The organism is Acinetobacter sp. neg1 (assembly GCF_000788125.1).
In the GTDB taxonomy this organism is placed as follows: domain Bacteria; phylum Pseudomonadota; class Gammaproteobacteria; order Pseudomonadales; family Moraxellaceae; genus Acinetobacter; species Acinetobacter vivianii.
In genome coordinates this window covers 585,848-610,980 of sequence record NZ_JSZD01000020.1, presented here as the reverse complement: position 1 = coordinate 610,980, position 25,133 = coordinate 585,848, and the positions used below count along the sequence as shown (strand labels likewise).

The following is a 25,133-nucleotide window of genomic DNA, read 5'->3' as shown; positions in this document are numbered from 1 at the left end:
GTGGGCTCGGAGATGTGTATAAGAGACAGAGGTTCAGGTTCAGGTTCAGGTTCAGGTTCAGGTTCAGGTTCAGGTTCAGGTTCAGGTTCAGGTTCAACACTAACTGCTTCTTGCTGAACCGCAAGCTGATTTTCTGTATTTAAATTTTGTACTGGTTGCTGAACTGCTGGTGTTGCAATCTGGGTAACTGGCGTTGCACTTACAGTGACTTCATTTAAGCTCATCGGTCTAAACGCAAGTAAGCGTAACACCGTCATTTCAAAGCCTTGCTCCTGCGTCACCGCAAGTTGTAGCTCAGCACGCCCTTTGCACGCAATTTGATAATAAAGCTGTAGGTCCTGAGCAGAGATTGACTTCGAAAGCTGCAAAATTTTCTGATTGATTTCTTCGCTATATTTCAGTGCAAGATCTGGTAAATATTGCAATAAAGCCAGCTCATGTAAGGTTGAAACCAGTTGATCAAGAACCAGAGACACATCGAGAGCTTGTTGTCTAAATTGCAACAGCAATTGACTCACGCGTGCTTGCTGATTTTGATGAATCGCCAAAATCAGGTCATAAATAATAGTTCGATCAATCAGGCCCAACATATCTTTAACATCTTGATGATGTACGGCGCCCTGACCATAGGCAATCGCCTGATCTGTTAATGACAATGCATCACGTAAAGAGCCTTGTGCAGACTCGGCAATTTGCCAAATCGCATCCTGATCCGCTTCAATATGTTCTTTATTTAAAATCGCGGTTAAATGTTCTGTAATTTCATCGACGGCCAAAGGACGCAAGGTAAATTGCAAGCAGCGCGAGATGACGGTAATCGGTAATTTTTGTGGATCTGTGGTTGCAAACAGGAATTTGACATGTTCAGGCGGCTCTTCCAAAGTCTTTAACAAGGCATTGAATGAATGCGTTGAAAGCATGTGTACTTCATCGATCAGGTAGACTTTGAAACGACCTTGAGTTGGTGCATAAGGAACATTGTCGAGTAACTCACGGGTATCTTCTACTTTGGTTCGTGATGCCGCATCGATTTCAATCAAGTCGATAAAGCGCCCTTCATTCACCGCCTTACATGTAGTACATACTTCACACGGCGTCGACGTCACACCTGTTTCACAGTTTAAGCATTTGGCTAAAATACGGGCAATTGTGGTTTTACCAACGCCACGCGTACCCGTAAACAAGTATGCATGGTGCAAACGGCCGCGTTCCAGTGCGCTGGTTAAAGCACGAGAAACATGGTTTTGCCCCACTAACTCATTGAAATTACGTGGACGGTATTTTCTTGCCAGTACTTGATACATGTATGCTCCTTTTCGCCTGTTAAGCATACTGTTTTTTTGAAAGACTGTGAACGAATACGCGTCCAATTGATCAAGATTAAGTACATTCTTTAATTTTTAAGGCTGATTTCTAGAGTTTCTCTTGGTTTTATACAAGACTTGCACCAACATTCAACTCAAGGGACAATACACACCAATTTAAATGTTGTTGGTTTCATTTCCCATGTCTCAATCTTTAGCGGTACTCGGCGGCATTACCGCAGAACAATTTCTTAATGAATATTGGCAAAAAAAACCTTTACTGGTTCGTAATGCCATGCCTGAAATTATTGGCCTCTTAGAGCCAGCAGATGTACAAGAGCTTGCGTTGGAAGAACATGTCACTGCCCGCCTGATTCGTCAAAAAAATAAAAATCCAAATGAGTGGCATGTTAAATCAGCGCCACTAACCAAAGGCGACTTCCAGAAATTACCGAATCTATGGACACTACTGGTTCAGGCTGTTGATCATTACTCATTCGATATTGCTGAGTTATGGAAAAAATTTCCGTTTATCCCGCAATGGCGTCGCGATGACATCATGGTGTCTTATGCACCCAAAGGTGGTTCTGTTGGAAAACACTTCGATTTTTATGATGTGTTCTTGGTACAAGGTCATGGCCATCGTCGTTGGCAATTAGGTCAAATGTGTGACGAATCAACCCAGTTTATTCCAGATCAACCATTAAAGCTTTTAGCTGAAATGGATGTGCATTTTGATGAAGTACTCGCACCAGGCGACTTACTCTATGTACCACCTGGCTTATCGCATTACGGCGTTGCAGAAGATGACTGCTTAACCTTCTCATTTGGTTTCCGTATGCCAAATCTTTCAGAGATGATTGATCAGGTCAGTGATAAATTCGCAGAAAATACCTCACTCAAGAATCCATTGGCAGATATCGCACGTCAACAGACTGCACATCTGGGTGAAATTAATAGCACTGAGTTTGCTTATTTAAAAACTCAACTATTAGACTACCTCACCCAAGCGCCTGAATTTGATGCTGCAATCATGGCCTACATGAGTGAAGCTAGCTATCCAAATAACATTCCTGAACCTGAAGAAGTGGATGCGAATGATGTGGCTGAAGTGATTGGTGCGGATTACCAGATTATTTTAGAGCCTGCTTCAAGATTGCTTTACAGAAAACAGGGCGATTCTTTTGAATTCTGGGCAAATGGCGATACGATTTGTATTTCAGCAGCATTCATGCCTTATTTAAAACAAATTGCAGATGGTGAAAGCCTATTACTGGATGAACGTTTTAATGAAGCTGAAATTCTGGAAGATATCGCACTCTTGCTCAACAATGCGATTGTGATGTTATTACCGCCAAATTAAACCCTATCCTCTCCAACATCTGGCCCGATAGAGAAGACTTTTCCCTGTCGGGTTACATCAAAGGGAATCAAGAAAAATAAATCCCTACTTTTTATATTGATTACATTTTATTGCTTGAATAAGATAATTTTTTTAATAGACTAAATTTAATTCATTACAAAAAACATTGAATAGAAATCATGCTTATATAACAGCAAGGAGTACCACTTGTGTTTAAAAAAATATTAGGTTTTTCTTTTCTCGCGACCTCTCTGATCCTTCAGACGAGCCATGCCTGTACTCGTGCAGTTTATCTAGGAAATAACGACCATATCATTACTGCCCGATCAATGGACTGGAAAGTAGATGTTGGTACTAACCTCTGGATTCTACCCAGCAATGTAATAAGAGACAGCAATGCAGGCCCCAAATCACTGAAATGGAAAGCCAAGTATGGCAGTGTGATCGCCACAGGTTATGATATTTCAACAACCGATGGCATGAATGAAGCCGGCTTGGTCGCAAATGTGCTATGGCTGGTCGAATCTCAATATCCAGATACCAAGCATTCGAATAAACCTCAACTCAGCATTTCTGCTTGGGCTCAATATGTACTCGATAATTATGCGACTGTTGCCGAGGCGGTCAGCGCGCTAGAAAAAGAACCTTTTGACCTGATTACTGATAGTGTTCCTGGCGAACAACGTCTTGCAACCTTACATTTATCGATTTCAGATAAAACTGGAGACAGTGCAATTATTGAGTATATTGGCGGCAAACAAGTGATTCACCATGATAAAAAATATCAGGTTATGACCAACTCACCGACCTTTGACCAGCAACTTGCGCTCAATACATACTGGCAACAAATTGGTGGAACTGTGATGCTACCGGGCACCAATCGCGCGTCTGACCGTTTTGCCCGTGCCTCTTTCTATATCAATGCCATTCCTAAAAATGACGATCCTAAAGATGCCCTTGCCTCGGTCTTTAGTGTAATTCGTAATGCATCCGTGCCATATGGTTTAAATACAGCAGAAGAACCGAATATTTCCTCAACACGCTGGAGAACAGTTGCCGATCATAAACAGCAACTCTATTTCTTTGAATCAGCAGTTTCGCCAAACGTGTTCTGGGTGGATTTAAAGAAAATTAACTTTAAAGATGGTTTAACCCGCAAACTTGATCTTGGAAAAGATCAACAGAATACTTTTGCCGGTGATGCAACCCAACAATTCAAGGTCACCAAACCGTTTGCATTTCTTGGACCGCAACTCCATCGTTAATCATGAAAGATTCATACACGAGAGAATGAAAAATGAATAAAACTTTATGTCTGCTTAGCCTGTGTATCGCTGTAAGCGGTTGTTCAACCCTACCAGACTCATCAACACCAGCCACATTAGACAATCTTGCAACAGCAGGTTCGCTGAACTGTAAAGCCAATGAACTGTGTCCCAATGTTTTTGTTGAATGGGATAAACAACAAAAGCAGCAATTAAGAGTCGAAACTGTGCTCAACAGCAGTTATGACTATTACGATATCAAAAGCATCACCTTCCTGATCGATGGGCGATCTTTCGCCTACCAGCCAGTGGGCCCAACTGAACAAAAAAATATTAACCGTTTAATCCCAAGACGCTCTTCCAATAGCTTTATTGTTCCAAGCTCGTTTCTCTATGAGTTAAGAAAAGCTCAGAATGTTGAGCTTTCGATAGAAACTGATAAAGGTAACATTAAGCGCTCCGTCTACACGCCAAACCAACAGTCCACGCTTTACCAGAACTTTGTCAAGCTGATTGCAGGCTTACCAACACAAGCCTCAAAATCATAAAAAAGAAAATTATACGATTAAAGTCAGTTATTTATTTTAACTAAAATAACTGACTTTTAAATATTACAGTTTTATTAAAAACCTGTTCCAGAATCAATTTTCAAAAATATTTTCTCTGATAAATAAATAAACCATAGCAAACAACAATTAGACGCTGATCATTATTTTCCAAACGTTAAAGATTATTTGAATAAAACTACATATCTTGTAAAAACAATTAGATGAATTATCATCCATTTATTTTGATCAATAATTCTATTCAAAAGTTCAATTGAATAAACGTATTTCTGATTATTTCCTCAATATTCATATCGTTAATTTTTATACTCCCCTTGAAAAGAAAGCTCAAAGGATCAATTAAATAAATATTATTATTTTTCCCTATGATCTTTCTAAAATACCATGTAGAATCCCAGCGAAAATTGCATGATGAAATGCAACATGGTGCTCTTGGTGATGGGCTAACTTGAGGCGTTGTATGTCAAAAAAAGAAGATATTATTAACACAGCATTAAGACTTTTTAATTCGCACAGTTATAACTCGATTGGTGTCGATCGTATTATTAGTGAATCTGGCGTTGCAAAGATGACCTTTTATAAATATTTCCCTTCAAAGGAAAAACTTATTGAAGAGTGCCTGATCCAACGCAATATTAACCTTCAGACTTCTCTTAATGCAACTTTGGCAGAGTGTGACCAAACGGATCACCTAAGCCAGCTTAAAGCAATTTTTCAATGGTACTCGGCTTGGTTTAATAGCGAAGACTTCAATGGATGTATGTTCCAGAAAGCTTTAGAAGAAGTGATCAAGATTTATCCATCGACTTTACAACCAGCAACGCAGTACAAAATCTGGTTAACTGCGCTCGTTCAAAACTTGCTTGCCAATCTCGAAATTCGTAATCCGACGCATCTCGCCACTTTGATTGTCAGTATTTTAGATGGTATGACGATTCAAGCACACGTCAACAGACATTCAGTTGAAATGGATGAATACTGGAAGCGCGTTGAACATCTGATCAATTTTGAAAAAGAATTTGCATAAGTCATGTTATCCCTTTATGACTAGAGGGATAATAATTAGACAAATTTAAGCAAGATTTGAATAAAGAATTGAAAAAAATAAAGCGTGATTTATAATTATTATTGTGGCTCACGCTTGCGTCTGAGTGTAAAAAGAATAATAAATATTATTACCCTCTGGCGGTCGTACTTTCGCACTCCCGATCCTTCTTATGCAGACAGATCGTTCTGTCTTGTTTTTCATTATATATACTTTTTACCAAAGCACAATCTTTTTTTCGAGTTTTTTATATTTGTTAAATATATTAAGTACTTAATTTTATTTTTCAGTTTAACTACACAATAAAGTTGCCTGAAAAGATGATTGATCCGACACAAAAGAGATATAAAGCACAATAAATAGATATAAAATTAAACAATTCACACTTTAAAGAAAAATTAAGATTTAATCAGCATTTTTTAATCATTTTATCAGTTTTGCTTATATATATTTTCATTAAAAACCATTGCAAATAAGCAGTTTTACTACAACTTTTTCTTGCACTGACTTTATACTAGCCACGGCTGTAACGTAATGAGTATAAGTATGCAAAAGGATTTTGAGATCGACGCAATGAGAGAATCTGCGGGTACAATTGTCACTGTACTTAAATCTCTGGCTAATACCGATCGGTTAATTATTTTGTGCCATTTAGCTAAACAAGAGTTAAATGTTTCACAGATTGAAGAAATCACACAAATCTTCCAACCTACCCTGTCTCAACAGCTCATGATGCTAAGAAAAAGCAATGCGGTATCTACCCGCCGTGATGGTAAACAAATTTTTTATTCAATTCTTGACCCAAAACTCAAAGCAATTTTAAACACTTTATATGAGCACTATTGTCCTCAAACATAATTGTTGAAGAAATTAAGATCATCATAGCTTTCTTTAGCATTTTTTCTGCATAATATATATGAATTTATGATTTAGACTATGATGCATGAAATTGTTCAACCGAAATGTTTCCAGACTATTTCCTGCACGAAAATGGTTAAGCGAGTATCAACTTTCAAGCTTTAAGTCAGACCTGATTGCTGCGCTTATTGTACTGGCAATGTTGGTGCCACAAGGTATGGCTTATGCCATGCTGGCTGGACTACCGCCAATCATGGGGATATACGCCAGTATATTACCCATGATTATTTATGCATTTACTGGAAGTAGCACAACCCTATCTATCGGCCCTGTCGCCATTATTTCGATGATGGTATTTGCGGCATTAAATCCATTATTCCCCGTGGGCTCTACAGCCTATATCGAAGCGGCATGTCTACTGGCGCTTTTGGTGGGTATCATTTCGATGGTTCTGGGGCTATTGCGTTTCGGATTTTTGATTCAGCTGATTAGTCATCCCGTTATTCAAAGTTTTATCATTGCTTCAGCATTGTTAATCGCATTGGGACAGTTCAAGTTTCTACTCGATATTCCCCTACGAGCCAGTAATATTCCCGAATTTCTGATCAGCCTATCTCAGAACTTCCATCTTATTACATTTACAGGGATGAGCTTTGGCCTGATCTCGGTCTTATTACTTTTTCTGCTGCCAAAATTTATCCGCTCTGGGTTTTTAAATAAAATCCTTCCGCTGGTGCTGGTATTGTCTTCTATTATTTTGCTGAGCTTGATGAACGAGAATACTCTGGGTATTAAAACCGTGGGGATCATTCCGACAGGTTTACCAAGCTTGCATTTTCCAACATGGAATCTAGGCTTAGTTCAGCAGCTTCTACCGAGTGCCTTTATGATTGCCATGATCAGCTTTGTGGAATCACTCGCGATTGCACAGGCAACAGCATTGCAAAAGCGCGATGATTTAAACAGTAATCAAGAACTGATTGCTTTAGGTCTGGCAAATATTGCTGCAGGGATAAATTCAGGTTTCGCTGTTTCTGGCAGTCTATCCCGTACCGTCGTCAATGCGGATGCAGGTGCAAAGACTCCAATCTCAGGGGTACTTTCTTCACTATTTATGATTGCAGTCAGTTTATATTTTACCGGTTTTTTTCAAAATCTACCTTTAGCCGTACTGGCTGCAACAATTTTTGTCTCTATCTGGAAACTGGTTACCCTTTCACCCTTTATTGAAACATGGAAGTACTCAAAAGCAGATGGCCTTGCCATGTGGGCAACATTTTTGGGTGTAACCTGTATTGATATCTCGACAGGATTGATGATTGGTATTATTTTAACGTTTGTTCTATTGCTGTGGAAAATTAGTCGTCCACATATTGCAGTGATTGGTCTGATCGAAGGGACTCAACATTTTAGAAATGTATCACGTTATGATGTCATCACGACACCGACCGTAGTTGCCTTTCGTGTTGATGAAAACCTGACTTTTTTAAATGCGCATGTGTTAAAAGGTCATGTAATTACGGAAGTCAGCCAAAATGCAGAACTGCAACATGTTGTGATTAATTGCTCAAGTATTAGCAATATTGATCTGAGTGCTTTAGAAATGCTGGAAGATCTTAACCGTGAATTATCGCAGTTAAACATCCAGTTGCATTTGTCGGAAGTGAAAAGTTTTGTGATGGATAAATTGATTAAATCAGAACTGACCAAGGAACTTACGGGTCAAATATTTTTATCACATTATCAAGCAATACAAACACTTTCGCCTGATATGCTCGCAGAATGATCAATTTTAATGGATTATTTTTATACAAAAGGATGTGTCATGTTTTCCTAATTTTTTTTTAAAAACATTGTCTTAATTTTTTCGATATTTTTAAAGTAATTGAATTGCAAAAAAAATTTTATTATTCACGGTTCTTAGGTATAGAATACCGCCCTTGTTTAACCTTAAACCGTGCATAGGTTTATAAGGCCTTTATATGTTTAATGTATTGTCTCGCTTGAGCTTAGTTAGCAAAATTATTATCGCTATTTTTCTAGGGATTGGAGTAGCTCTGCTCTTTCCTAACTTTACACCCTACTTAAGTTTATTGGGTGAATTATTCATTAAAGCATTAAAGTCTGTTGCACCGATTTTAGTTTTTGTTTTAGTTCTTGCTTCAATCGCAAATTTCCAGATTGGTCAAAGCTCAAATATCAGACCAGTTTTGGTGTTATATGTGGTGGGTATGCTGCTGGCTGCATTTAGTGCAGTGACAGCAAGTATTATGTTCCCAAGTCAGTTGTTCTTGCACTTACCACCTGAAAGTGGGCTTCAAGCACCAGGCAGTCTTGCAGAAATCTTAAAGAATTTACTTTTAAGCTTTATCGCAAACCCTGTACAAGCGATTGGTGAAGCTAATTTCATTGGTATTCTGGCATGGGCGATTGGTTTAGGTCTGGCTTTACGTCATAGCTCAGATACAACGAAACAGGTCTTAACAGATATTGCAGATGCAGTGAATAAAATCATTCATACTGTGATTGGCTTTGCGCCAATCGGTATTTTTGGTCTGGTTGCAGTAACCTTTGCCGATGCAGGTTTAGCGACATTAAAAAGCTATGCACATCTTTTATTTGTGTTAATTGGTACCATGCTGTTTGTTGCGCTTGTGATCAACCCAATTCTGGTTGCAATTACAATGAAAGCAAATCCATATCCATTGGTATTTACATGCTTAAAAGAAAGCGGTATCACTGCATTCTTTACCCGTAGTTCAGCGGCCAATATTCCTGTCAATATGGATTTGGCTCATCGTCTAGGTGTAAATGAGGCAACTGCAAGTGTATCTATCCCATTGGGTGCAACGATTAATATGGCGGGTGCGGCAGTGACAATTACGGTACTCACCCTTGCTGCTGTACATACCTTAAACATCCCAGTAGACCTAAGTACCATGATCATTTTATCTGTGGTTGCGACTGTATCAGCATGTGGTGCGTCAGGTGTTGCAGGTGGGTCTTTGCTCTTGATCCCTGTTGCTTGTAGTTTGTTTGGTATATCATCTGATATTGCAATGCAGATTGTTGCAATTGGTATGATTATCAGTGTATTGCAAGACTCAACAGAAACAGCTTTAAACTCATCTACCGATGTTCTCTTTACTGCTGCCGTTGATTTCAGAGACCGTCCAAATTCATAGGTTGATATGCCACTTCAACGTTTACCCAACTGGATTCAACTTGGTGCCTTCTTACTTGCACTGAATGCAGGGATGGTAAACGTTTTAGGCTTATTTACGGTCTTACATCAATCTGTTTCTCATATGACAGGCAATGTCAGTATTTTGGCAATGAGTTTGCTGGACTGGCAGCCTGAACATTTCATTTATCTCACCTTAGTCGTCATTTGCTTTGTCACAGGCTCATTCTATAGCGGCCTGATTCTAGGGAATGGCAATGTCGCATTTGGACGACGTTATGGGCTTCCTCTAAGCCTAGTTGCCATTTTTCTGTTGCTGACCTGGTTATTGCTCCCTTATTTCCCTCGCTATGGCTTGCTCTGGGCCTGTGTCGCGATGGGTGTGCAGAATGCTATGGTGAGCCACTATAAGGGCGCAATTATTCGAACTACACACCTTTCCGGCGTGCTCACAGATATTGGTTTAGCTTTGGGCTATAAAGCCCGTGGCTTAAATGTAGAAAAACGTCGGATTTTTCTACATCTACTCATTTTTATCGGTTTTTTATTGGGTGGACTCATTGCGAGCGCTCTTTATCCTTATTTAAAATTAAATAGCTTTCTTATTCCAGCGGGCTTAAGTCTGGGAATGAGTATGGCATACTGGATTTTCTATTTTCGCTCTTCATCAAACTCACATTTGGATTGAATTATGGTTAAAAATGCATTGCAGGCCCAATTATTAAAAGCTGGGTTGGTGGATAATAAAAAAGCGAAAAAACTGACCAAACAGGTGCAGCACGAACAACGTACTGGACAAAATGACGATGCAGTCCTCAAGGCTGAAATTGATCGTGCCAAGCAAGAAAAATTAGCCAAAGATCAGGCACTAAATCTGGAAAAACAAAAGATTCTGGAAGAAAAAGCGCTAAAAGCTTCGATCATTCAGATGATTAAACAGCACAAAGTGAAAGATATTAACGGCGATGTGACCTATCAATTTATTGATGAAGGGAAAATCAAGAAAGTCTATCTTTCACAACAGGTTTATAACGCGCTTGTTTCAGGATCGCTGGTCATTGCCAAAGATCAGGACAATTATGCATACCTGCCGAAAGCGCTGGCTGACAAGATTGACCAGAAAATGCAAGGTTTTATCTTGGTCAATAACAATACCGAGAACAATGACCAGACCACAGATGAGGAAGATCCATACGCAGCTTATGTCATTCCTGATGATTTAATGTGGTAAAACACCACTGCGTTATGTAAAAACGCCTTACAGAACGTATATAAACTGTGATCAGATTATTATAAATATCAAATACACCTTACAATTCTCTCTTAAAGAATTTTAAGGTGTATTAGTTTGGATTATTTAGGTTTTATCCGTGATATTCGGGTTGAATTAAGTCATTATCCTTGGCTTGAGATGGTATTGGCCTTAATTGTTTTAATTTTATTTGCAGCGCTTGCAAACTTTATTGCGAAAAGAATTATTGTTCGTGGGATTCGCCATTTAATTACAAAATTTAAGTCTCCGAACCAGTCTATATTTGCCCAACATAGTGTTACCCGCCGTTTTGCAAATATTGTCCCAGCTATCGTGATTATGAATGGTATTAGCACCGTTCCTCACTTACCAGAGAAAGTCATTAGCTTGGTTCAAATGGGTGCACAGGCATTTATCTTCCTTACACTTGCATTGACCGTGAGTGAAGCTTTAAATATCTTTAACCTGATCTACCAGCGCAATCCAAAATCAAGAAATAAGCCAATTAAAGGCTATTTACAGCTGGTTAAGCTGATCCTGTTTGTTGTTTGTGGCTTGATGATCTTAGGTACCTTCCTCAAGAAAGATGTATTCACATTGCTTGCTGGTTTCGGTGCAATGGCCGCAGTCCTGATGTTGGTATTCCAAAATACAATCCTTTCACTGGTTGCCAGTGTACAGATTGCCTCTTATGACATGGTGCGTATCGGGGACTGGATTGAAATGCCATCGTTAAATGCGGATGGCGATGTAATTGATATGTCATTACATACGGTGACCGTACAGAACTTTGACAAGACTTTCACAACGATTCCAACCAATAAACTGGTTACTGATACCTTTAGAAACTGGCGTGGTATGAGTGAATCGGGCTGCCGTCGTATTAAGCGCTCGCTTTTTCTTGATCAAAGTAGCGTTCACTTTATGAGTGATGATGAGCAACAAAAGTTAAAAGACTTTTTATTACTCGACCAATATCTGGATGCAAAAAAATCTGAAATTGAAGAGTTCAATAATCACCTAAGCAACCAGTCACGTTATAACCAGCGTCGCTTAACCAACCTCGGAACATTCCGTGCTTACGTTGAGTTTTATTTGCGTCAGCATCAAGGGATTGCGCAGAACCAGACCATTCTGGTACGTCAAATGCAGCCAACCAGTGAAGGTTTACCATTAGAAATCTATGCATTTACCAATACCATTGCATGGGCATCTTATGAAGCCATCCAGTCTGATATTTTTGATCACTTGATTGCGATTATTCCTGAGTTTGGTTTGAGAATTTATCAAGCGCCATCAGGTCATGATTTCCAGTTACTTACGACTGAGCAAGAAACAAAAGCGTAACAACTCTTCGAATTTAAAACATAAAAATAGCCTCAAATGAGGCTATTTTTTCAACTCGCTGTCCGTTTAAAATTATCATCATTTATGCAAAAATCTAAACAATCTCTTAGTATTCCAACTACTCGATAAATATGTTGAGGTTTTTCTAAAAATACTTGCCCATTAGATTGAACTTCTAAAGCAGCTCTTTGAAGCTCTTTTTTACGCTCGTCATCTAAAGGTACAATAAATTGGATAGTTGGACGTTTTCGGTTTACATCATACCTAAAAAGCCAACGATTATTTTTACCTTGATACAAAACTGAATAATAACTTTCAGTATCTTTTGCTTCCAATTCAATTTCAGGGAAAAGTTCGCTAACAATCCTAAAAAGTTCTAACTCCTCCTTTGTCGTTATAATTTTTGCATTATCAGGATTTACAACGAAATCAGGCTCTTCCTCTATTATATTAACAGGTTTTTCTTCTGGAACATTTAGTGTCGGTTCAATTGCTTGGGCTGTAATTATTGTTGGCGAAGATAAACCTTTAACGACTGTATCACTAATAGCCTGCTCAACTGCTTGCTTTACAAAAGGCTGAATAGACTCTAAAAATTTCGTATTTAATTGTCGTTGAATACTTGCTTGTTGTGCGACGTATCGAACAAAATCAAGATCTACCTCATTAATACTTTTCTTAATCACTGTTTTAAACTGTTGGATATATTGATTTTCTTCAGCAAAAAAACGAAGCTTTTCTGCATGAAAGTTATCATGTTTAAATTCAGCAAGTTGTACCAATTCTTCGGCTTTATTTTTTGTAAAATCTACGACTAAGAAAGGTTTTTCATCCATAATATTTGGATTAATCAAATCAGTAAAAAACCTCCATTCCCTACCATTTGTAATCGCCCCAATGGTAACACCTAAGCTACTATTAAAATAACGTGATAGTTGTGGAGCATGATTTGTTAAATCAGCAACATAGGGCTTTGCTTCAATAAACATAACTGGTTGACCATTACAATATAGTGCATAATCAACTCGTTCTGTACTTTTCACTCCAGGAAAATCTGCTGCAAATTCAGCCAGAACTTTAGTTGGATCATAAGGACTAAAACCCAAAATATCCAACAGCGGCAAAATTAACGCTTGTTTTGTGGTTTCTTCTGTCGAACAATGATTTCCTACTCTTTTAACATGTTCAATATGTGATTTTAATTTTGAAATAAACTCTTCCATGGTTTTACCCCGTTTTATTAATACTTATTTATTTGCTTTTAACTTCATAATATATTTAAGGTTAAACAATGGCAACATTAGAAAAGAATTTATTTTATAGAGTACAAATATTTTAAAACTTAAGAGTAAATGAATATTTTCAATCACTTTTTAATTCATCTCAAAATATCGCTTACACCCTTCCATCCATTCTTTCGATACAGGAGGCTCATTAGGATGTTCCGTATTGGCGAGCTCACAATCCTCAACTTTGTTTAATCCGTTATCAGCAGGGAAAGAATAACCATAATAACCGTCACTATTCAGCTGATATCCCCCTGTTTTTCTATAATCTAGATATAGGTAGCTCACAGATATCAATGTGATTGCTAAAATTGAAATCACTACCCCTTTTAAGGTCATTTTGTTCACTCTATTGCTATTTTCTCAACATTATAAACACATTTCCTAAACACTTAAGGATATTAAAATTTAGCTTATAAAAATTATCCCAACTTAATCATCATAAGCATTGAGATTAATATTTTCTAAATCACATAAAAAAAGCCCTAAACAGTTAGGGCTTTTTTTATCTTTTACCTCAGTCCCATTCAAGCTGGAACTGGATATTGGTATTGGTAAAATTAGGATTAAGGAAAACACGATAACCCGCAGCCTTTAACTCAGTGACAACAATATCTGCGTCCTCACTACTCACTTCATGTTTTGAAAATTGTTGTAAGGCATCGCGGTCGCCATCATTGGCTCTTAATTTAATGGTACTTGAAATCTTGGAGAGAATTTTATCTACAGTTAATTTTTTAACATTGGCATTAGAAATTGCAGTAGCTCGTGATGCAGGTAACAAAATTTCTTCGTTCACTGTATTCCGCCTGTGATATCAGAATAAGAAAAAAATATAATATGTTCTATTTCCACTTTTTCAAGTCATCAAATTCAACTAAACGACATATTTTGGCGCATAAGTCGAAAATTGATGATCCGATTGATTAATTAGCGCCACTTAACGTAAATCGTCTAAACGCTTTACAGCAAGCTTGACCCCATAACCCTCTTCATTTTGCCCACTTAATCGGCCATAACTGATCACAGCCGAGACTTTTTTATCAATATTATGACCAGCCAACTGTTTTGCATCTTGCTCTTTAAGATAGCCCACCGTTAACCCCTGAATTTCTACCCGAATCTTGTGGCCATGACTTGAATTTGATGGCTCAGAGCGAACGCTCGCAGTAGTTTCTATAAACTTAGAAGTAAGATCTGTTGCTCTCGCAATTTCTCTTAGATGATGCTGATAAGAGTGTTCGCCAGTAATCTCGAAGGTATATAAGACATTATCAGCAAAAGAAGCATCCTCTGAAGCGGAGGTCGATAGACTTTCATTATTTTGGAATTTTCTGGCAAATAATATGATTAATAAACCAACAATCAACGTAATAATGATTGTCCACATATCATTATCTCCCCCCAACTTATTAGAGTAGATATAACACGCTTAAATGACTAGAAATTTCTGTCGTTTGTATGCAGATCGCACTTAGTCTGCAATGTTTGTTATTTTTCTTTGCTCATAATATTGCAAAATACTACTGACCTTGAGAAGTAAATAGCCAAACAATAAGCCATTCATAATGATGCCGATACCGACAGCAATAATTTTTCCAGACCAAACTTGAACGATGTCCAGATTATCATTTCGAGTTTCTATTTGCCCGAAAAGTACAATAAAAGCAATGCCAGCAATACATCCCAATATCATAACAACCCACGCAATAAAGGTATTGGTTGTGCTTTCTCTTAGATGGTGTTGGGTTTCACTCATACTGTCCCCTAAATAGGCCTAATGATTGATATTATGTGATGAATATATCAAATTTTGTACAGAGAAAAAGCTCCAAATTGGAGCTTTTTTATTGCAGTTCGTTATTGTTTATTTACAAATAATATCCAGCTTTTCAGCGTAGTAATCTGTCGATATTTTTAAATCGTTCATCAATTTTTCTTTGGTGTAATCTTTTGGTGCAACCTTTAACAAAGCTGGAATATATTTCGATTCATACAGCTTTGGGTAGTCTTCACAAAGTACTTTCGTCTGTTGCGCTTTAGGCGTATCTGGATTATCCAGAATATCCATATACTCAGAAATTTTATTGTCTACTGTCTCGAAGCTTTCCTGAGCCTTTTCACTCTTTACTTCAGGCTGCTTATTACAACCTACACATACGATTGCAATCAAACCAAAGAATAGAATCTTGTTTTTCATAAGGATCTTTAAGTTCTAGAAAGTAATAAAAGCTAGTGTATATCAGTTTTCATTTGAATAAATGAGAATTTATTTTTCAATTTCTTGTCTATTTCGTAAAGTTTATAGAACACTTCCTAAATTTTGTGCTGTAAAGAGATTGCCCTAAAAATTCCATTTATTTTCTGCAAAATATGAATCTAAAAAAAGGCTTTGAATCACAAAGCCTTTTTCATCATAAGTTTAATTTTATAAATAAATTTCAGGTGGATACGGCGTATCGTCGCTGACTGGAGAATATAAACTATGCTCCACAAAGAAACCGTTTGGTGCCTGTGTAATATCGATTGTGACGGAGTCCGCCATAACCTGAGGATAGGCCCAAATGAATTGTTTCATCAGTCCCAACGGTTGATTATTTTGCATATCACCAAATACGCGCTGCCAAATCGGTGTTCGATAAGCCTTGCTCGCGTCAAAACCATATAAATGTGCAATAGATGAATCCGGTACAAAGCCAGCCAGATACGCAACCTTATCTTCTGGATAATTCAGATCCTGCGTCGGAATCTCTGCCACTGCCTGATGTGCTAAGCCCAAACGTGCTTCTAGAATCCAGTCATAGGCTTCCGTCATAAGGTAATCGAAATTCGGATAGGAGTAATGTTCACGCGGATAATTGATATCCGTCACCAGAGTCTCAATTGGCGTGCGAATTGTCGGGAAGAAAATTAATGGGCAGACTTTGGCTTGAGGATATTTTGCCTTAACCACAGTACGAATATCCTGACAAGTCTGTCCCAACTTGTTTCTTAACCAGCTTTTAAACTCATCATACGGCGTTCCCGTCTTATTCATGGCTTCGTAGATCGTGCCTAGATTCGGTGCATATAAACCAGTATCTGCATTAAAAGCCAGTTTGGTTGGGTAATCATAAACACATGGGAGATCTGTGCCCTGGTTATACCACCACCACGGTTCGCCAATCTGCATATTGACTTCACACCCGCCAACAGCCATGGTATCTGCAAACTCAATAAATGCTTTATGCAAATAAGCCTGCGCATTTTGATCACATGGACTAAAGAAATAACTTGGTGGCTCATAACCTGTACGGCCCAGATCACTATTCCAGTCACGCTGTGCCCAGAACTCATTGGCCCCCAATGAATACATTTCAAAGCTCACCCCAAAAACAGGCTGCATATCGGCACAATGTAATGCCTGAGCAAAATGTTCGTGCCATTTTCGGGTACATGGATTAACCACATCTGCATTGCTTAATAATGGATCTGGAATTTGCCATTTATTGATATCGGCTTTCCATGACATTTCAGGATATTTAGACATGCCACAATAATGATTAATCAAGCCGTGATAACCCAAAGCCGCCATGTTATCGACCAGTCGTTGCGGATTGAGATCATAATGATCGTCATAACTGGTACAAATGCCATACTCATGCGCAGGAACTGAGACCCGATTCAAAGTCAGCTTGGCATTTGTGCCTGTGGTGACGGAGTTCGTCACTCGGATATAACCATCTTCTGCCTGAGCCAATGGAAGTGTTGAGTGTCCATTGTAACTCATTGTAAATCCAGAAAAAGAAATACGCTGAATATTACTTACAGGAAATGCGTCTGTTGCAGAGAAGCCGGCCTTGACGGTATCCCAATTAATATGAATATGTGCTGAGCGTGAAGCTGGCTGATCGGCATAATTAAACAGCACAATATAGGCAACTTTATCGACCCCATTTTCATGATATTGCACAGTCAATGTCGGTGTTAAAGCAGGGTTATTTAATGCCGGCATAGTTGCCGATAATTCAATATCAAAATCCCAAATTGTACCGCTGTAGTCATATTTGGTCTCATAAGCAAGAAACTTATGATCTTTTACATCATAAGAATCCCAACTAATACCGACCAGATCGGTGGTGGTACGAGAACGGAAACATGCTTCAAAACCGTTACCAAAATTCGTAATTGCAAAAGACATGGTTTGCGGACCGTCTACACGCCAGAACTTTGGACTAAAACGATCAATGATCGAAGTTGCAACAGTTAAGTTAGGAGATTTTTTAAAGTTTTTTTCAAAATTATTCGTCATTTGATAATGCTCTCATTTAATAATTAAGTTTTTATCTTAAGTAAACTTGGTATTTTTAGCTGTTTGCATCGGTAATCTTTGATCAAAAGCGAAGCACTTACATTGAGTTTGTGTAACTTGGATTGTTCATACATAAAAAAAGCCTATCAATTGATAAGCTTTCCAATCATTGCTGCTTTTCAGTTGAGTGAATATTTTGACTATATGACAGGTCGTTATCTTTATAGTCTTCAAAATTTCTTATCAGCATTTTTTCATTGTAGGTATCAGCTATAATTTCTTTAAGATCTGCTCTCTTCATCAATCTTGATTCAATTAGGCTGCCATTCTTCTACATTCGATGGCGCATTGATGACAGGTTTCAGCACATTGCTGACAATGTTCAGAGGCATGTTTAATACATTCCTTGGCGCACCAATCACATATTTTTGCGCAGATCTGACACATCTCAGCCAGAAAAACTGATTCTCGTTGATGTGCTTTGGCACATAACATACAGATATCTGAACATTCCAGACATCGGGTAATACACTCACGCATCATCTCAACCTTTTCCTCTTCTAAACAGGCCGATGCACACGTGGTACAAGTTAATGAGCAAACCAGACAAGCTTTAGCGCAATCTGAAAACTGGATAGTGTCCATATTTTTCTCCTTAGCTAAATCATCAAAAGTGATTACTTAACAAGCTAACCAGATAAATAGATGCAAAACAGACAGGTTCGGTTATGAAAAGTAAGCCATGTTTTTTTAAGTAACCTGAATGAGAAATGAATATTAAATATGTCTTTATTCGACAGAGAAACAACAGATTTATAAGGCTAATAACTACGTAAAAGAAATGTAAAAAGAACTAAGTATTTTTATTCATCTTCATAAAACAAAACGCTCAAATTCATTGCTGAAGATGAGCGTTTTATATGACAAATTGGTCAATATTTTAAATTAATTACTGACTATAAATATTTTTATGCAATGTGTCTGAAATCCAATTGATAAAACCAGTTTTATTCTTAAACTGTGGGGTATCAAATAAATTTACATCTAACTCAAAATTATTAAAATTCATAAATTTATAGATACCGCCTCCCAAAGGGATCAAATGACTATGCGGATATTTAAGTGATTTAAGCGCTTCACTAAAGAATAATGCTTTAAGAGGTATCTCACTATTTTTGTATAACTGATAACTTTGAGATTGCGTGAATAAATCATATTCTTGATCTAAACTTGTCTTGATTTGGGAAATAACCACTTCAGACTCCTTTATGATTGGAAGTCTTGTTATAGCATAGAAACAAAAAAAGCCCACCTTTTGATGGACTTTTAAAGTATTAAATTGGTACTGCTAGTGCAGGCTTAACTCTTCATCTTTAGCAATAACGACAGATGTTAGCATCGGAATCCCCAAGATTACAGGAACCATAATGATCCATAAATCAGTCGTTAAATGACTTGAAAAGAAGAAATGGATAATGATGGCGACCAAAGCAAGTACACTCAACAAAACACTCATGAATCGAACTGCAAATTTAATCAGCATTTTTTGATCCTATGTGATTTTAGTACACCTCATCAGTATACGCTCACTGTATCCATCATGGTATGCCCTTTTGTACCGTCCATAAATCACAAAAAAGCCCAATACAAATTGGGCTTTTCTGATTAATAAAGATTACTTCGCTTCATTTACACCCACAATAAACTGGCTGCAATTTGAACCTTCTGAAGCATTGGCCAATTGTTTTTCAGAAAAATTGAATTTTGCAGCAACAGATGGATAGTCCTGCTTGAGGCTCTGCCCAGTTAAAGACCCCAATAATTTCACTTGTTCTGGTGTTAACAATTCATTTTCTACCGCTTGATTGACCATCACACAGGCTGTTGTCATCGCATCATACCGCGCAGCTGTTTTTGAATAGCCTAATGAACCAAGCAAACCACCAATCACCAAACCAACAATCGTCGCCAAAATAATATGTTTTTTATTCATTCAAGTTTCTCATACAACAAAAAAATTAAGTCTCTCAATATATTTTCTTTTTCATTAAAAAAAATGATATTTCTGTTTTGGTTTTTATCGTGTTTGAATACTTTTGACCAGAAAATGTAAAGCAGCCAAATACAACAATTTTGTGAGATAGAAATAAGTGAATATTATTTTATTTATGCTTATAAAAAATGTTCGTTACAGCGCTTTCTCTCTTTTTTATTTTACTTTTTGAAGTTGATATCGTGATAGATGCATAAAATTTAACCTTTCAGACAATTGATCAATTTCCAGAAAATTGACATGCTTTCCACCACGATAACGCACAGGAAAAATGATAGTTTTTTATAAAAAACTATTAAATTAAATGCTTAAATTTACTGTAATTTTCCTCTTTTTTTCTTCAACTCATTCAAAGCATGGATAAATTTTAAAAACTTCACGATTCAGCAAAAATCAATTATTTCAAAGGAATTTTTTTTAATTTAATCTAGCGCGCTCAACAGCATTTGCATGCTTTGTGATTCATTCTTTAAGGACATCTATGGATTTCACACTTAATCCAACATATACGCTCATGCTAGCGGTGTTGGTCCTCTATGTAGGACGCATTCTAAATCAGCGCATCCCTTTTTTGACCAAATACAATATTCCCGAGCCCGTTGCTGGCGGTCTGGTTGGTGCAATCATCTTCTACTTAATCCACCAATTTGCGGGTTATACCATTTCGGTAAATAAACCGATGCAAGATACATTTATGTTGATGTTTTTTGCATCAATCGGTTTAAGTGCTAACTTTGCAAAGCTTAAAGAAGGCGGGAAACCATTAATCATCTTTCTGATTGCCATTTCATTCTTTGTTTTAATCCAGAATGGCGTAGGCATGGTGATCGCCTCTATGGTTGGTCTAGATCCATTGATGGGTATTATTGCTGGCTCAATTGCCTTAGTCGGCGGTTTAGGTACTGCTGGAGCTTGGGGACCAATCTTTGAAACCAAATATGCAGTTGAAGGTGCCTTGCCAATGGGAATTGCAAGTGCAACCTTTGGTATGGTAGTCGGCGGCTTAATGGGTGGCCCATTGGCTCGCTACCTGATTCGTAAACATAATCTGGCTTCTCCATTAAAAGCAGAAACCCGTGCAGAAAATAAAGATGCTCCTCTCACAGAGAGTGAATACACTTTTGAAGCACCTCAAAAAGTACGTTTGATTACTGCTGATAATGCAATTGTGACTTTAGGCATGTTTGCATTTGCCTTGGCATTTGCTGAAACCATGAAGAACTTAACCATGGGTACGGCGTTTGAACTGCCGACCTTCGTCTGGGCATTGGGCGGCGGTATTCTATTGAGAAACGTTCTGGAAACTGGTTTAAAACAGGAAATCTTTGACCGTTCAATTGATGTGTTTGGTAATACCGCACTCGCATTATTCTTAGCAATGGCTTTGGTTTCATTGAAACTTTGGCAATTGGCTGATCTTGCGATTCCAATGATTATCTTACTCATTGCTCAATCGATTGCAATGTGGGTATTTGCAGTTTATGTCTCTTTCCGCGTAATGGGGAAAAATTACGATTCGGCAGTATTAGCCTCCGGTCTATGCGGCTTTGGCATGGGAGCAACACCCAATGCGATTGCTAACATGCAGGCCATTACCAATATGTATGGTCCATCTCATAGAGCATTCTTAATCGTTCCACTTGTTGGTGCATTCTTCATTGACCTTGTAAATGTTGTTGTTATTCAGACGATTTTACAATTTTTTGGTTAATGCTCATTCTTTAGAACAACTATAAAATCAGACCATTTTGGGCCATATCCTTTATACGATATGGCTTTTTTATTGATGCCCTTTTCTCATCTCTATTGCTGATTTTCTGCTATGCTACAGAATAAGCTGAATTAGTACTTTAGATTAGAGGAAAAAGAAATGCTGCGATGGTTTGAGAAGCTAGTCGATCCATACCCCACTAAAGACTTAAACAAACCATTACCGACTACCTTTTTTGCTTTCGTTTGGCAATCAACTCAAGGCATTCGCCCTTTTCTATTTTTACTGATTGCATGTACTGCTGCTGCAGCTTGCTTTGAAGCTTTATTCTTTTCCTATATTGGTAAATTGGTCGACTGGCTCACTAAAAGTCAGCCAAACACCTTTTTAGAAAACAATCAGCAGAACTTAACCATTCTGATCAGCATTCTGTTTGCCAATATTTTCTTTGTTAGCCTGCAATCGATTATTAAACACCAAGTATTGTTTAGTAATTTTCCGATGCGTATGCGTTGGCGCTTTCATAATTTGTTGTTGCAACAAAGTCTGGATTTCTTCCATACCGATTTTGCTGGTCGCCTTTCCGCCAAAGTGATGCAGACTGCGCTGGCAGTACGTGAATTCTGGATGATTCTTGGTGATATGCTGGTTTATGTACTGGTCTATTTTGTTACCATTAGTCTGGTCATGGGTGCAATTTCGCCTGTGCTGATTGTTCCCCTGATTTTATGGTTAGCCTTATTTATTGCGATTGCCAGTTACTTTATTCCTCGACTTGGCCGAATCTCCCAGCAACAAGCCGATGCACGTTCAGTCATGACAGGTCGCGTCACCGATGCCTATACCAATATTCAAACTGTAAAACTTTTTGCTCATGCTGGTCGTGAAAGCCAATATGCCAAAGAATCAATGCAGGAATTTATGGTGACTGTCTATAAACAAATGCGTCTGGGTGTGAAATACCAGATCAGTATTCGTTTACTCAGCGCGTTCCTGTTTATTAGTGTGATTGGAACATCTGTCTGGCTGTGGACACAAGGTCAGGCAGCAATTGGCGTCATTGCTGCGACTACGGCGATGGTACTCAAGCTGGATAGTCTAGCCGAATTTATCATGTGGCATATTACCATGCTGTTTGAAAATGTCGGTACCATTCAGGATGGTATGAAAACACTGGGCAAACCGATCCAGATTCAGGACAAGGAAAATGCTACTGAATTAAAAGTACAGCACGGCGAGATTCGTTTTGAAGATGTCAGTTTTGCATATAATCAGAAAAATGTGATTGACCATTTTAACCTGACCATCAAACCGGGTGAGAAAATTGGGATTGTCGGTCGTTCTGGTGCCGGAAAATCAACGCTGATTCAACTGCTCTTGCACTTCTATAACATCAACCAAGGTCGTATTTTGATTGATGGACAAAATATTCATGATGTAACCCAAGATAGTTTACGTGCCAATATTGCCTTAGTGACACAAGATACCTCTCTGCTACATCGTACCGTTGCCGAAAATATTAAATATGGTCGTCCAAATGCGACTGAAGCTGAAATTCAACAGGCTGTCAGAAAAGCCAAAGCGGAAGAGTTTATTCCGCAGCTAACCGATATGAAAGGCCGTGTTGGATTTGATGCTTATGTGGGTGAACGTGGTGTCAAACTGTCCGGCGGACAACGCCAACGTATTGCAATTTCACGGGTTTTTCTAAAAGATGCACCAATTTTAATATTAGATGAAGCGACCAGTGCCCTTGACTCCGAGGTCGAAGCGGCGATTCAAAGCAGTTTAAATGACTTGATGGTTGGCAAAACGGTCATTGCAATTGCCCACCGTTTATCTACTATTGCACAAATGGATCGTCTCATTGTGCTTGATCAAGGCAGAATCGCTGAGCAAGGCACACATGAACAACTTATTGCTCAGGATGGTTTATATGCTCAACTGTGGAAACGCCAGACAGGCGGTTTTCTGGTTGAACAACGGGTAACGCAGGACACAGAATAATGTTGTATTTAGAAGACCTTAATATTGGTGATCGTTTCATCAGTCGTGAATATGAAATGACACTTGAAGAAGTAAAACAATTTGCCAATCAATACGACCCACAACCCTTTCATACTGATGAGCAAGCTGCTGCTGAACATCCTATTTTTCAAGGCTTGGCAGCGAGCGGATGGCACACTTCTGCCGTCACCATGCGTCTTTGGACCGAATGCTTTCCAGTGGCAGGCGGCTTGTTGGGAACCGAGTCCAGCTTACGCTGGCCACGACCGACACGTGCGGGCGATAAAATTCATGTTGAAGTGGAAATTACGGCAATTGTTCCGTCTAAAACAAAACCTGACCGCGGTATCGTCAGCTACGTAACCCAAGCTTTGAACCAGCATGGTGATGTGCTATTAATATCTACAACCAAAATTTTGGTATTTAGAAGAGCGGCTTAAGGCTCGGACATTCAGTGACTGTTTTGTCCAACAATTTTTAAGATTGATTATTTTATTTCATGTAAAGATGTTTAAGACTTTAAAGTTTAAAAGATATTGGCAAAATTGATGAGCGCCACGGAAAGCACATGAAAACAAGCACAACTCGTCAAGATCAAGGAATACCAGGCGTCTATGGCTTATTGCTATTAGATGTGGTTTCTCGCTGGGGATATAGCGACGAAACCTTATTTGCTCCATTTCATTTAACGAGTGAACAACTGGCTGATCCGAATTATCGAATTCCAACGCCGATTGCCAATGAATTGGTGAAGCATTCTTTGCGCCTTACTGGTGAAAGTACATTAGGTTTTCACCTCGGTACGCAAATGCGAATTTCCATTCATGGTTTTATTGGTTATGCCATTATGACGGCACATGACATTACCGATGCAATTGCACTGGCAAGCCGCTTTATTCAATTACGTCTGCCTTTTTTACAGCTTTATTTTTCAACCTTCGGCCCTAAAGCGACCTTACAACTGCAATGTGATATTGAAGTTGAGCCTTTACGCACCGAAATTATTTTAGGTTTGACCATTGGCATCATGACCATGGCAAGAGCCTTAACTGGAATAGAAGATTTAAGCGGTGAAGTGGATCTGGATTTCCCAGAACCAGCAGGCTTTGAAAAATATAGAGATAAACTCAGTAGCAGCATTCGTTTTAACCAGCCACATTTAATCTCAAGCTTTGATAAAAAGTATCTGGGTTTGAAAATGGTTAATGCTGATCCGATTGCCAGCCAGATTGCCATTAATCAATGTGAAACTGAACTGTCAGCACTTGGCGAACGTCGTCGTTTAGCGATGCGTGTCCGTGATATTCTCACCAATTCAGAACAGCATTATCTCAGTATTGAAAGTGTAGCTGAACGCTTGCATATGTCTGACCGCACTTTAAAGCGTCAGTTGGCAGCAGAAGGAACTTCTTTTTCGACCTTAGTAGATGAAGTTCGTTATCGTCATGCCACCTCCCTGCTTTCCCGAACGGATTACAGTCTGGAACAGATTGCAGATGAGCTTGGCTATTCTGATGTCGCGAATTTTAGCCGTGCCTTTAAGCGCTGGAGTGGCCGTAGTCCAAGTAACTGGCGTAAAGATCCTTACTTATAAGATCTTC

Annotated in this window: 26 protein-coding genes; 14 read left to right on the top strand and 12 right to left on the bottom strand. The window is 38.4% G+C overall.

What is annotated here, in order from left to right:
* On the bottom strand, window positions 1-1,304 hold a 1,304-nt coding region (gene dnaX, locus PJ15_RS17140), incomplete at its 3' end, for a DNA polymerase III subunit gamma/tau (protein ID WP_047432861.1).
* 202 nt (window positions 1,305-1,506) lie between these two features.
* Here dnaX and PJ15_RS17135 point away from each other — a divergent pair.
* From PJ15_RS17135 to PJ15_RS17090, 10 genes are all read left to right on the top strand, one after another.
* Complete coding sequence (locus PJ15_RS17135; RefSeq protein WP_047432858.1) at window positions 1,507-2,667, top strand: cupin domain-containing protein; 1,161 nt, start codon at window positions 1,507-1,509, stop codon at window positions 2,665-2,667.
* 209 nt (window positions 2,668-2,876) lie between these two features.
* Window positions 2,877-3,932 (top strand): linear amide C-N hydrolase, encoded by a 1,056-nt coding sequence (locus tag PJ15_RS17130; protein WP_047432856.1) that lies wholly within the window; start codon window positions 2,877-2,879, stop codon window positions 3,930-3,932.
* 32 nt (window positions 3,933-3,964) lie between these two features.
* Window positions 3,965-4,480 carry a hypothetical protein gene (locus PJ15_RS17125; protein ID WP_047432853.1) on the top strand — a complete coding sequence of 172 codons (516 nt, stop codon included), beginning with the start codon at window positions 3,965-3,967 and terminating at the stop codon, window positions 4,478-4,480.
* 478 nt (window positions 4,481-4,958) lie between these two features.
* Window positions 4,959-5,525: a TetR/AcrR family transcriptional regulator gene (locus PJ15_RS17120; RefSeq protein ID WP_004771867.1), complete on the top strand. Its 567-nt coding sequence runs from the start codon at window positions 4,959-4,961 to the stop codon at window positions 5,523-5,525.
* A gap of 564 nt (window positions 5,526-6,089) precedes the next feature.
* Window positions 6,090-6,401 (top strand): ArsR/SmtB family transcription factor, encoded by a 312-nt coding sequence (locus tag PJ15_RS17115; RefSeq protein WP_004771865.1) that lies wholly within the window; start codon window positions 6,090-6,092, stop codon window positions 6,399-6,401.
* A gap of 85 nt (window positions 6,402-6,486) precedes the next feature.
* Window positions 6,487-8,187 carry a SulP family inorganic anion transporter gene (locus PJ15_RS17110; RefSeq protein ID WP_047432851.1) on the top strand — a complete coding sequence of 567 codons (1,701 nt, stop codon included), beginning with the start codon at window positions 6,487-6,489 and terminating at the stop codon, window positions 8,185-8,187.
* 196 nt (window positions 8,188-8,383) lie between these two features.
* Window positions 8,384-9,586, top strand: coding sequence for a serine/threonine transporter SstT (sstT, locus tag PJ15_RS17105; RefSeq protein ID WP_004771863.1), 1,203 nt, complete (start codon window positions 8,384-8,386; stop codon window positions 9,584-9,586).
* Between the two features lie 6 nt (window positions 9,587-9,592).
* A complete protein-coding gene (locus tag PJ15_RS17100) occupies window positions 9,593-10,273 on the top strand; it encodes a YoaK family protein (protein WP_047432848.1) in 681 nt (226 codons plus the stop codon).
* Window positions 10,274-10,276: 3 nt separating this feature from the next.
* Entirely contained in the window at window positions 10,277-10,816 is a 540-nt protein-coding gene (locus PJ15_RS17095; protein ID WP_004771861.1) for a DUF2058 domain-containing protein, read from the top strand.
* A gap of 117 nt (window positions 10,817-10,933) precedes the next feature.
* On the top strand, window positions 10,934-12,184 hold the full coding sequence (locus tag PJ15_RS17090) for a mechanosensitive ion channel family protein (RefSeq protein WP_005257183.1): 1,251 nt from the start codon (window positions 10,934-10,936) through the stop codon (window positions 12,182-12,184).
* Window positions 12,185-12,234: 50 nt separating this feature from the next.
* Here PJ15_RS17090 and PJ15_RS17085 read toward each other — a convergent pair whose 3' ends face one another.
* From PJ15_RS17085 to PJ15_RS17040, 11 genes are all read right to left on the bottom strand, one after another.
* Window positions 12,235-13,407 carry a type I restriction endonuclease gene (locus PJ15_RS17085; RefSeq protein WP_004771858.1) on the bottom strand — a complete coding sequence of 391 codons (1,173 nt, stop codon included), beginning with the start codon at window positions 13,405-13,407 and terminating at the stop codon, window positions 12,235-12,237.
* A 150-nt stretch (window positions 13,408-13,557) separates the two neighbouring features.
* Complete coding sequence (locus tag PJ15_RS18875; protein WP_047432843.1) at window positions 13,558-13,809, bottom strand: hypothetical protein; 252 nt, start codon at window positions 13,807-13,809, stop codon at window positions 13,558-13,560.
* Window positions 13,810-13,987: 178 nt separating this feature from the next.
* Window positions 13,988-14,269 (bottom strand): hypothetical protein, encoded by a 282-nt coding sequence (locus PJ15_RS17075; protein ID WP_004771852.1) that lies wholly within the window; start codon window positions 14,267-14,269, stop codon window positions 13,988-13,990.
* 141 nt (window positions 14,270-14,410) lie between these two features.
* On the bottom strand, window positions 14,411-14,860 hold the full coding sequence (locus tag PJ15_RS17070; protein WP_047432840.1) for a hypothetical protein: 450 nt from the start codon (window positions 14,858-14,860) through the stop codon (window positions 14,411-14,413).
* Window positions 14,861-14,944: 84 nt separating this feature from the next.
* On the bottom strand, window positions 14,945-15,229 hold the full coding sequence (locus PJ15_RS17065; protein WP_004771850.1) for a hypothetical protein: 285 nt from the start codon (window positions 15,227-15,229) through the stop codon (window positions 14,945-14,947).
* A 108-nt stretch (window positions 15,230-15,337) separates the two neighbouring features.
* The gene (locus PJ15_RS17060) at window positions 15,338-15,670 is read right to left on the bottom strand and encodes a hypothetical protein (RefSeq protein ID WP_004771849.1); all 333 of its coding nucleotides are present in this window, start codon (window positions 15,668-15,670) and stop codon (window positions 15,338-15,340) included.
* 228 nt (window positions 15,671-15,898) lie between these two features.
* Window positions 15,899-17,761, bottom strand: coding sequence for a hypothetical protein (locus PJ15_RS17055; RefSeq protein ID WP_047432837.1), 1,863 nt, complete (start codon window positions 17,759-17,761; stop codon window positions 15,899-15,901).
* 315 nt (window positions 17,762-18,076) lie between these two features.
* Window positions 18,077-18,406: a four-helix bundle copper-binding protein gene (locus PJ15_RS18490; protein ID WP_081402409.1), complete on the bottom strand. Its 330-nt coding sequence runs from the start codon at window positions 18,404-18,406 to the stop codon at window positions 18,077-18,079.
* Window positions 18,407-18,710: 304 nt separating this feature from the next.
* Complete coding sequence (locus PJ15_RS17050) at window positions 18,711-19,016, bottom strand: hypothetical protein (RefSeq protein ID WP_004771847.1); 306 nt, start codon at window positions 19,014-19,016, stop codon at window positions 18,711-18,713.
* 93 nt (window positions 19,017-19,109) lie between these two features.
* Window positions 19,110-19,304, bottom strand: a complete 195-nt coding sequence (locus PJ15_RS17045; protein ID WP_047432834.1) for a hypothetical protein — start codon at window positions 19,302-19,304, stop codon at window positions 19,110-19,112.
* 132 nt (window positions 19,305-19,436) lie between these two features.
* Window positions 19,437-19,754: a hypothetical protein gene (locus PJ15_RS17040; RefSeq protein WP_047432830.1), complete on the bottom strand. Its 318-nt coding sequence runs from the start codon at window positions 19,752-19,754 to the stop codon at window positions 19,437-19,439.
* 541 nt (window positions 19,755-20,295) lie between these two features.
* On the opposite strand from PJ15_RS17040, the gene gltS reads away from it, so the two are divergent.
* The 4 genes from gltS (at window position 20,296) to PJ15_RS17020 (ending at window position 25,126) form a co-directional block, all read left to right on the top strand.
* Window positions 20,296-21,525, top strand: a complete 1,230-nt coding sequence (gltS, locus tag PJ15_RS17035) for a sodium/glutamate symporter (protein WP_047432827.1) — start codon at window positions 20,296-20,298, stop codon at window positions 21,523-21,525.
* 159 nt (window positions 21,526-21,684) lie between these two features.
* Window positions 21,685-23,532 (top strand): ABC transporter ATP-binding protein, encoded by a 1,848-nt coding sequence (locus tag PJ15_RS17030; RefSeq protein WP_004771842.1) that lies wholly within the window; start codon window positions 21,685-21,687, stop codon window positions 23,530-23,532.
* Window positions 23,532-23,972: a MaoC family dehydratase gene (locus PJ15_RS17025; protein ID WP_005257174.1), complete on the top strand. Its 441-nt coding sequence runs from the start codon at window positions 23,532-23,534 to the stop codon at window positions 23,970-23,972. Before PJ15_RS17030 ends, PJ15_RS17025 begins: the two co-directional genes overlap by 1 nt.
* Window positions 23,973-24,100: 128 nt before the next feature.
* A complete protein-coding gene (locus PJ15_RS17020; protein ID WP_005229974.1) occupies window positions 24,101-25,126 on the top strand; it encodes an AraC family transcriptional regulator in 1,026 nt (341 codons plus the stop codon).
* Window positions 25,127-25,133: the final 7 nt, after the last annotated feature.